General features: G+C 59.9%; 8 protein-coding genes. 6 read left to right on the forward strand and 2 right to left on the reverse strand.

Annotated features, from left to right (window positions below):
- Positions 1-341 precede the first annotated feature (341 nt).
- Complete coding sequence (locus H4Q31_RS21070; protein WP_185181037.1) at positions 342-1,622, reverse strand: SEC-C metal-binding domain-containing protein; 1,281 nt, start codon at positions 1,620-1,622, stop codon at positions 342-344.
- Positions 1,623-1,903: 281 nt separating this feature from the next.
- Here H4Q31_RS21070 and H4Q31_RS21075 point away from each other — a divergent pair, with 281 nt between their 5' ends.
- From H4Q31_RS21075 to H4Q31_RS21100, 6 genes are all read left to right on the forward strand, one after another.
- Positions 1,904-2,893 carry an iron-hydroxamate ABC transporter substrate-binding protein gene (locus H4Q31_RS21075; RefSeq protein ID WP_185181038.1) on the forward strand — a complete coding sequence of 330 codons (990 nt, stop codon included), beginning with the start codon at positions 1,904-1,906 and terminating at the stop codon, positions 2,891-2,893.
- 72 nt (positions 2,894-2,965) lie between these two features.
- Entirely contained in the window at positions 2,966-3,970 is a 1,005-nt protein-coding gene (locus H4Q31_RS21080; RefSeq protein WP_185181039.1) for a FecCD family ABC transporter permease, read from the forward strand.
- The gene (locus tag H4Q31_RS21085) at positions 3,967-4,971 is read left to right on the forward strand and encodes a FecCD family ABC transporter permease (RefSeq protein ID WP_185181040.1); all 1,005 of its coding nucleotides are present in this window, start codon (positions 3,967-3,969) and stop codon (positions 4,969-4,971) included. The genes H4Q31_RS21080 and H4Q31_RS21085 overlap by 4 nt, the downstream gene beginning before the upstream one ends.
- Positions 4,972-4,988: 17 nt before the next feature.
- Entirely contained in the window at positions 4,989-5,405 is a 417-nt protein-coding gene (locus H4Q31_RS21090; RefSeq protein WP_185181041.1) for an NUDIX hydrolase, read from the forward strand.
- A gap of 389 nt (positions 5,406-5,794) precedes the next feature.
- A complete protein-coding gene (locus tag H4Q31_RS21095; protein WP_185181042.1) occupies positions 5,795-7,015 on the forward strand; it encodes an MFS transporter in 1,221 nt (406 codons plus the stop codon).
- 268 nt (positions 7,016-7,283) lie between these two features.
- Positions 7,284-7,553: a hypothetical protein gene (locus tag H4Q31_RS21100; protein WP_185181043.1), complete on the forward strand. Its 270-nt coding sequence runs from the start codon at positions 7,284-7,286 to the stop codon at positions 7,551-7,553.
- A gap of 51 nt (positions 7,554-7,604) precedes the next feature.
- On the opposite strand, the gene H4Q31_RS21105 is transcribed toward H4Q31_RS21100, so the two are convergent.
- Positions 7,605-8,771 (reverse strand): iron-containing alcohol dehydrogenase, encoded by a 1,167-nt coding sequence (locus H4Q31_RS21105; RefSeq protein WP_185181044.1) that lies wholly within the window; start codon positions 8,769-8,771, stop codon positions 7,605-7,607.
- Positions 8,772-8,799 lie beyond the last annotated feature (28 nt).

Genomic DNA, 8,799 nt, shown 5'->3' on the forward strand with positions numbered 1-8,799 from the left:
GCGAGTCGGCGGGCTGATCGCAAACAAGGCAGTTTTTGTGCCTTGTTTGGCGCGAGCCGGTGGGCTGATCGCAGACAAGGCAGTTTTTGTGCCTTGTTTGGCGCGAGCCGGCGGGCTGATCGCAGACAAGGCAGTTTTTGTGCCTTCTTCAGCGTGACTTCGGCCGACCGATCGCAACAAGGCAGCTAAACTGCCTTATTGCAAAAAAATCAGGGGCGATCCCTTACGGGAAGCCCCTGATTCATGTCTGGACGCATGCCTAAGCCGGCCAATGCTGCCATCACGCAGCCAATCGCACTGACGCCCACGCGAGCGAATGAGCTCCGACGGCTAACGCCCGCTTACGCGTTCGCGCCGCAGCACTTCTTGTACTTCTTGCCGCTGCCGCAAGGGCACGGGTCGTTCCGCCCGATCTTGCGGCTGCCGGCGATGGAGACCGCCTTGCCGCCTGCAACACCTGCAACGCCTGCTGCACCCGCACCGGCTCCGGCTCCGGCCGCCATGCCGCCAGCCGCCCCAGCGCCGCGTTGCGAACCCGCCGCACGCGCAGCCGACAGCTCCGCCGGCGTGTGGCCCTTCAGCGCCCACAGCCGCGTGTTGTTGTTCAGCGCGGTCAAGTGCGCGATGAAGCCGGCCGCGATCGCCTCGTCGGCCATCTCGAACCGATCCTGAAGCGCCTCCATCATGGCGGATGGCATCGCACCGTTCTGGATATCCCAGGTCAACTCCGTCACGATCTCGTCCGCATCCTCTTCAGCGATCGAATAGTTCGTCGTGATGAAGCGAACGAACGAACGGAAGCTGATCCCGCGCTCGACGAAGTCCGGCACACCTGCTTGCAGAAGCTGCTCGGTCTTGAACGGATAATAAGGAATCTCCTTGCGCCCTTCATGCTCAGCCAGCAGCTGCTCGGGCTCGCCTACCGCCTCATCCGCGTAGCCGTAATCCCCCCGCTGCCATCCTGCCGCGTAATCCTCGCGCTCAGCGAGCAGACGGTCCAGCTCCTGTGCAGCGGGAACCTCCTTCACATGGACCCCGAGCTTCGCGGACAGCTCTTCGGCGCGAAGAACGCCGTAATATGCCAGCAATCCCATCACCAGCCGAACGAGCCGCGAATTGTCGCGAACGGCGCTGCGAAGCGCCGAAGAATCGAAGCCGCGGAAGAACTCCTTCACCTCGCGCGGCATAATCATGACCCGCTTGCCGTCCACCGTTCCGGGGAACAGAAGCCCGCATTCCATGAAGTACCGGACGTCGGACGGGAACTCCAAAGCCGGAAGCGCATCGCTCCGGTCGGCCGCCGTCTTCACTACCTGGTACCGCTCCTCATCGAATAGCCGCAGCAGTTCGGGCAATCGCTCCGTCATCGATGACGCCAGCTTGTCCGCCAGGTCGTTCTTGTTCAGCGAGCTGGCGCCGGTCACGTTCCACTTGATACGAATCGCGGTCAGCTCTTGTTTGGACAATCGGCCGAGCGCTTCCAACAGCGAGATCGAAGGATCGATCGCCGCCCAGCGTTTCTCTTCTTCCTTCTCCGCTTGACGATTCGCGCGCTTAGCCGCCTCGTCCATCGCAGATCTACCCGCCAATTGCAACCGATTCTGTTCGTTAAGCTTGCTCATCAACTCATCCATTCTCCGTATCCCGGTCAAATTCAGCATATATTATCATATCGAATGTTGCCGCTGCGGGCAACCGTAGGCCGCTTCTGCGCTGATCCGGAAAGCGTATGGCAGCCGAAAATATGAAGAATAATAGAACGATAGCCGTATCGCAAGAAGATTCCGTCTGATTTTCCATTTTCTCTATTGACAAATGGGGCGCAGGAAGATAAAGTTTGGCTTAGTCTTGATATTGAGAATCATTATCAAATAGTGGAATGAGAAGAAGGAGAGTCTCGCATATGAGAAAAGTTTGGATGCTTCCCCTCGCAATTCTGCTCGTGTTAGCGCTCGGCGCTTGCGGCAATAACAGCAACAACGCCGGCAATACAAGTTCCCCCGCTACTTCCGCTGCGAACTCGCCTAGCGCATCGCCAAGCGCTTCCCCGAGCGACACGGCGTCCGGCGAAGCGGCAACCGGCACGATCACTTATCAATCCCAGACCGGTCCGGTCGAAGTGCCAGCCAATCCGCAACGCGTTGTCGTACTCTCTTCCTATGTCGGCGACGTCATCTCGCTCGGCGTCAACTTGGTCGGCGTCGATTCCTGGTCCAAGATGAACACGAGATGGGCCGACAAGCTAAAGGATGTGGCGACCGTATCCGATGAGAATCTAGAGCAGATCATCGAGCTGAAGCCGGACCTGATCATTGGCCTGGACAACGTCAAGAACCTCGATAAGCTGAAGCAGATCGCGCCGACCGTCGTCTTCACGTACGGCAAAGTCGATTACCTGACGCAGCACATCGAGATCGGCAAGGTGCTGAACAAGGAGAAGGAGGCGACCGCTTGGGTCGACGACTTCAAAGCTCGCGCCGCCAAAGCCGGCGAGGAGATCAAGGCGAAGATCGGCGCGGACGCGACCGTATCGGTCATCGAGAGCTACCAGAAGCAGCTGTACGTCTACGGCGACAACTGGGGACGCGGCACCGAGATTCTCTATCAAGCAATGGGGCTGAAGATGCCGCAGAAGCAGAAGGAAGCGACGGAGAAGGACGGCTACTTCGAGATCTCGTCGGAAGTCATTCCGGAATATGCGGGCGACTACATCATCATGAGCACGAGCTCCGATGCGGATACTGCGTTCGAGCAGACCGATACCTACAAGAACATCCCGGCCGTGAAGGCAGGACACGTCTTCAAGGTCAAGATGGAAGACTTCTACTTCAACGACGCGGATACGCTCGATTACCAGCTTCAATTCTTTATCGACTCTTTCCTAGGCCAATAAACTCCACTTCAGGAGGAATTCGCGACAGCGGGTTCCTCCCTCTACTCTATTAACGAGAAAGATGAGTGAAGGATGAACAACCGACTTACATACGGCTTCCTCTGGAAGCTGATCGCTGGTTTGGCCGCTCTGGCGGTCATGTTCGCCATTGCCATGATATTCGGCGCCGCCGACGTCGACGTACGGGATGTCTGGCTGGCCATAACTTCTAACATAGCTGAGCAAAATGTAACGATTATCCGCGAGATCCGATTGCCTCGCGAGATCGCCGGCATGCTCGTCGGAGCCGCGCTCGGCGTCTCCGGCGCGATCATGCAAGGGCTTACGCGCAATCCGCTCGCCGACCCCGGCTTGCTTGGCCTGACGGCCGGCGCCAATACCGCGCTGGCCTTCACGTTGGCTCTCATCCCGGCGGCCGGCTATATCGGCATTACGGCCGCCTGCTTCATCGGCGCGGCTGTTGGCACCTTGCTGGTTCTCGGCCTCGGTTCCTTGAAGCGAGGCGGCTTGTCCCCGCTGCGGATCGTGCTGGCAGGCGCGGCCGTGTCCGCCTTCTTGTATGCGATCGCGCAAGGCATCGGCCTCGCCTTCAAAGTGTCCAAGGACGTGAACATGTGGACGTCCGGGGGATTGGTCGGCACGTCGTGGGATCAAGTCCAAAGTATCGCTCCCGTCATCATCGCCGGCATTGTCGTCTCCCTTCTTTTCACCAGACAGTTGACCCTCCTCAGCTTGAACGAAGAGGCTGCCGTCGGTCTGGGCGTGCGCACCGCCTATGTGAAAATCATTCTATACCTCATGGTCATTCTGCTGGCAGGCGCATCCGTCGCGCTCGTCGGAAATCTGGCGTTCATCGGACTTATGATTCCTCATATCGTTCGCGCCATGGTCGGCACCGATTACCGCGCCGTCCTTCCGGCATCCGCCATCTGGGGCGCGATATTCATGCTGCTGGCTGACACGCTGGCCCGCACGATCAACGCCCCGCAGGAGACGTCCGTCATGGCGATCACCGCGGTAATAGGACTGCCCTTCTTCCTGTTCATCGTGCGAAGAGGAGTGAAGTCGTTCTCATGAATCCGGCATTGGTTCGCAAACAACGTATCATCGTTATCGCCTTATTCCTGCTAATCGTGGCTACGATCGTCGTCGGCATGGGCATCGGCCAATCGTCGCTCTCGTTCAATCGCCTGCTCCCGACGCTCTTCGGACACGGCACCTTCATGGAGCACTTCGTCCTCTACGAGCTCCGGCTGCCGCGTATCGTCGTCACGCTGCTCTCCGGCATGGCGCTCGCGCTATCGGGCGCGATCCTGCAGAGCCTCTCGCGCAACGATCTCGCCGATCCCGGCGTGATCGGCATCAACGCGGGCGCCGGCGTCGGCGTCGCCGTCTTCTTCCTGTACGCGCCGATCGAGCCCGGCTCGCTCGCTTATCTGCTGCCTGTCGTCGCTTTCGCGGGCGCTTTCCTGACGGCTTGCTTAATCTATGTGTTCTCCTACAGCAAGGCAGAGGGCCTGCAGCCGACCCGGCTCGTGCTGATCGGCATCGGCGTGGCCACCTCGCTGTCCGGCTTGATGTTCGTGATCATGTCTTCCGCCGAACGGGAGAAGGTTGACTTCATCTCGAAATGGCTGGCCGGCAGCATCTGGGGAACGGACTGGCCATCGGTCTTATCGGTTCTGCCTTGGCTTATCGTGCTGATTCCGTTCGCTCTAATGCGATCCAATTCGCTTAATCTGCTCTCGATGCATGAATCGGTAGCGGTCAGCACCGGCGTCTCCGTGAGCCGCGAGCGTATCCTGCTGCTGCTATCCGCCGTCGCGCTTGCCGCTTCCGCCGTATCTGTCAGCGGCGCAATCACCTTCGTCGGGCTCATGGCGCCGCACATTGCCAAGGCGCTCGTCGGGCCGCGGCACCAGATGTTCATCCCGGTCTCCGTGCTGATGGGCGGCTGGCTGCTGCTGCTGGCTGACACGATCGGCCACAACATCGCGCCGCCGGACGGCGTTGCCGCCGGCATCGTCGTCGCGTTCATCGGCGCGCCGTACTTCATCTACCTTCTGCTCCGCAAATAAGGAGGCGCTTATCGCTCATGCAAGGCTACAACCTTCTCATGATCTACAACGAAGCGATGGACCGGCTGCTCATGTGCAGAAGGCTGAAGGATCCCTACAAGGGGCTGAGCAACTTCGTCGGCGGCAAGATCGAACCCGGCGAGCCGGGGATGGACGCGGCTTATCGGGAGCTTCGCGAGGAGACCGGCGTCTCCCGGGAGGACGTCGTTCTGCATCATGTGATGGACTTTAAATACTACCTGCAGGACTGCTATGTCGAAGTGTACGCCGGGCGTTTGAAGCGCGACGTCGCGGTGTCCGGAGACGAGAATGAGCTGTACTGGTCCGACCTGGAGCAGAATTTCTTCGACATGACCCGATTCGCGGGTGAAGGCAACATCGGCCACATGGTCGAGCAGGTGAAGCTGTACCGCAGCTTGTTGTTGAACGACTAAGGGCTAGGCTGCGCACGGCTTGCTTGCGCCTCTGCGATCCGCCCAGCGCCCGGCAGTAACTGGCAGGAGCCGCCTTCTTCGGAAGGCGGATTTTTTGCGCCGCAAAAAAATGAGCAGATGCGACAACTCATTTGCATGTTGCGGTTGCGGTTGCGGTTGCCCAACATTTCGCCCGGCTAAGCTAGCTAGTCGGATACGCCAACGAGTCGGACACACCCACTAACCAGCCATTGTGTATTATTTTTAATACACATTCGCCCGGACACACCCTCTAACCGGCCATTGTGTGTTCTTTTTCGTTCTCCCCGCTATAATAGATTTATCGCGCCATCCGCTCACCGTCGGTGGTATACTATTCCTCAAATAGAGAGATTAGGATGGAAGAGACCATGAGCCAACAGACTAGCACGACCGCCAAGGAGCGGTTCCCGTTCCCGCTGCTTTGCCTTACCCTCGGCGCCTTCGCCATCGGCATGACCGAGTTCATCATCATGGGTCTGCTCCCGAACGTCGCCCATGACCTGCACGTCTCCATCCCGAAGGCCGGCTTCCTCATTACCGGCTACGCGCTCGGCGTTGCCGTCGGCGCTCCCTTGTTGACTGTTCTGACCCTCCGCGTCCCTCAGAAAAAGCTGCTAGTCCTGCTAATGATCATCTTCATCGCAGGCAATGCCTTATCGATCGTCGCGCCGAGCTTCGCGCTCCTGCTCGCCGCCCGCGTGCTGACCGCGTTCGCGCACGGCACGTTCCTCGGCGTCGGCTCGCTCATCGCCTCGCGGCTGGTCCGCCCCGAGAAGCAGGCGGGCGCCGTCTCCTTGGTGCTGGCCGGCCTCTCGATCGCCAACATCGTCGGCGTTCCGTTCGGCACGATGATCGGCCAGCAGCTCGGCTGGCGGGCGTCCTTCGCCGTCATCGTCGGGCTAGGCATCATCTCGCTGGCCGGCATCATCCGCTTCATCCCGCAGATTCGCCAGGATGAGGTCCCTCGGCTTGACCGCGAGCTGAAGAGCCTGATGAATCCGCGCGTGCTGCTCATGCTCGGCATCGGCATGTTCGGCTGCGCCTGCCTGTTCTCCTTGTTCACGTATATTACGCCGATTCTGGAGAGCATCAGCGGCTTCGCCGAGCATCAAGTGACTTACATTCTCGTGCTGTTCGGGTTCGGCATCACGATCGGCAACCTCGTCGGCGGCCGGCTGGCGGACTGGAAGCTAATGCCTTCCGTCACGACAGGCTATGTCGTGCTGGCCATCCTGCTTGTGGTTCTCGCCATCGCCTTCCATCATCCGATCGCAGCCGTCGTCACCGTCTTCCTGTGGGGCGTCGCCGCCTTCGGTGTCATGCCCGGCGTCAACTTCCGCATCATGGATCTGGCGCGGGAAGCCCCGCTGCTCGCCGCAACATCTACGCACTCTGTGCTGAACATCGGCAACGCCGGCGGCGCCTATCTCGGCGGACTGGCGATCACGCACCTCGGGTTGGGGCAAGTGCCGTGGGTCGCGGTATGCCTGGCGGCTGCCGGCTTAATCGGCTGCCTGATCAGCATCGCCGCCGACCGCAAGGCGAATGCCGCCCGATCGGCAGCCTCCGCTACCGCGATCGAAGCTTAACCAATTGAACAAGGGCCGGCGCCGAGGCTGCTTAACCTCCGCGCCGGCCTCTTGCTTTTCGACCCTATTCGTCATACACTAGAAATAAGAAACTTTGTGAAATAGTTCACAATAAATATAGACTCGGTCACCATTCTATCACATTCGTCTCTAAACTTATGTGAAATAAATCACATTACCGCAAAAAAAAGGACCCGGCTTACTGCGTTCGCGAATGCACAGCATCCGCCGCGGGCCGGGCTCCTCATCCTGAAAGGAGTTGTGCCGCATGGCTTGGCAAATGGATTGGCGCAAGAGAAGGCTTCTAAGCATCCTCGCCTACCTCCTGCTTGCGCTGTGGTGCATGCTGGAGTGGCTCGGCGCCCGCCCCGCCTTCATCCTCAACCCGCTCGGCTTGATCGCCTACGTCGGTTCGGTGTGCCTGTGTCTCGTGCTGTCGACCGTGCTGTTCTTGCACAGTCCGCGCCATCGACTGTTGACGGCGGAGCGGATCGCAGCCTCCCTGCTGCTGGTTCCGCTCCTGTGGAACTTGATCTGAGCCGCCGCAGCTCGTCGCCAGCCTCAGCCGCCTGCAGAGGCGCTGCCGACCTCACAGACTCAGCCGATAGATCTGCTCCACGTCCTCGCTCGTCAGCTTCTTGAAGCTGCCGAGCGGGCCGAAGTGAACCGCCTTGTCGGCCATCTCCTTCAGCCGATCGTCGCCGATGCCGACCTCGGTCAGCGTCGCGGGTGCGCCAATCCGCGTGAAGAATTCCCGCGTCGCTTGGATGCCCGCCATCGCGATCTCGTCGTCCGTCTTGCCGGACGGATCGACGTCCCATACGCGCACCGCGAATTGTACGAATCGCTCGATCCGCTCGCGGTACACATGCTTCATCCAGTTCGGATAAACGATGGAGAGTCCTGCTCCGTGCGGAATGTCATAGATCGCGCTAAGCTCATGCTCGATCCCGTGGCTTGCCCAATCCCCTTGTACCCCGACGCTGATCATGCCGCCGTTGAGCGCATACGTGCCGCACAGCATCAGATTCGCGCGGGCCGCGTAGTCGTCCGGCTTCGCGATGGCGATTGGCGCATTGTCGACGATGGTTCGCATGATCGATTCGCACAGCCGCTCCTGCAGCGGCGTGTCCGTCGTATGGCTGAAGTATTGCTCGAACACGTGCGTCATCATGTCGACCGAGCCGTAAGCCGTCTGATCGGCCGGCACCGTGAACGTCAGCGTCGGGTCCAGAATCGAGAACTTCGGGAACGTGTAGATGCTGCCGAACGACAGCTTGCGGTTCTCTTCCCAATTCGTGATGACCGCCCCGCCGTTCATCTCGCTGCCGGTCGCGCTGAGCGTGAGCACGGTGCCGAGCGGAACGGCCGACGTCGGCTTCGCTTGGCGAGTAAGGAAGTCCCACACGTCGCCCTCGTAAGGAACGCCGGCTGCGATCGCTTTGGACGCGTCGATGACGCTGCCGCCGCCTACCGCCAGAATGAAGCCGATGCCGTTCGACCGGATAATCTCGATGCCCTTGCGCACCGTCGCCAGCCGCGGATTCGGCTCGATGCCGCCGAGCTCGAACGTCTCGATATGATGCTCCTTGAGCTGCGCGACGACCTTGTCATATAGGCCCGTCCGCTTCACGCTGCCCCCGCCGTAGACGATAAGCGCCTTATTCGAATGCTTCGCGGCTTCCTGCCCCAGCTGGCTCAGCGAGCCTTCGCCGAAGATGATCTTGGTCGGATTGTGGAATGTGAAGTTGTTCATTGAGATACCCTCCCTCAATAAATTAATG

The organism is Cohnella lubricantis (assembly GCF_014212015.1).
Classification (GTDB): Bacteria; Bacillota; Bacilli; order Paenibacillales; family Paenibacillaceae; genus Cohnella; species Cohnella lubricantis.

What these genes read in the sequence shown, in the direction of transcription:
- H4Q31_RS21070 (WP_185181037.1), bottom strand. Translation starts at nt 1,622, where the DNA reads ATGAGCAAGCTTAACGAACAGAATCGGTTGCAATTGGCGGGTAGATCT.
- H4Q31_RS21090 (WP_185181041.1), top strand. Translation starts at nt 4,989, where the DNA reads ATGCAAGGCTACAACCTTCTCATGATCTACAACGAAGCGATGGACCGG.
- H4Q31_RS21095 (WP_185181042.1), top strand. Translation starts at nt 5,795, where the DNA reads ATGAGCCAACAGACTAGCACGACCGCCAAGGAGCGGTTCCCGTTCCCG.
- H4Q31_RS21075 (WP_185181038.1), top strand. Translation starts at nt 1,904, where the DNA reads ATGAGAAAAGTTTGGATGCTTCCCCTCGCAATTCTGCTCGTGTTAGCG.
- H4Q31_RS21105 (WP_185181044.1), bottom strand. Translation starts at nt 8,771, where the DNA reads ATGAACAACTTCACATTCCACAATCCGACCAAGATCATCTTCGGCGAA.
- H4Q31_RS21100 (WP_185181043.1), top strand. Translation starts at nt 7,284, where the DNA reads ATGGCTTGGCAAATGGATTGGCGCAAGAGAAGGCTTCTAAGCATCCTC.
- H4Q31_RS21080 (WP_185181039.1), top strand. Translation starts at nt 2,966, where the DNA reads ATGAACAACCGACTTACATACGGCTTCCTCTGGAAGCTGATCGCTGGT.
- H4Q31_RS21085 (WP_185181040.1), top strand. Translation starts at nt 3,967, where the DNA reads ATGAATCCGGCATTGGTTCGCAAACAACGTATCATCGTTATCGCCTTA.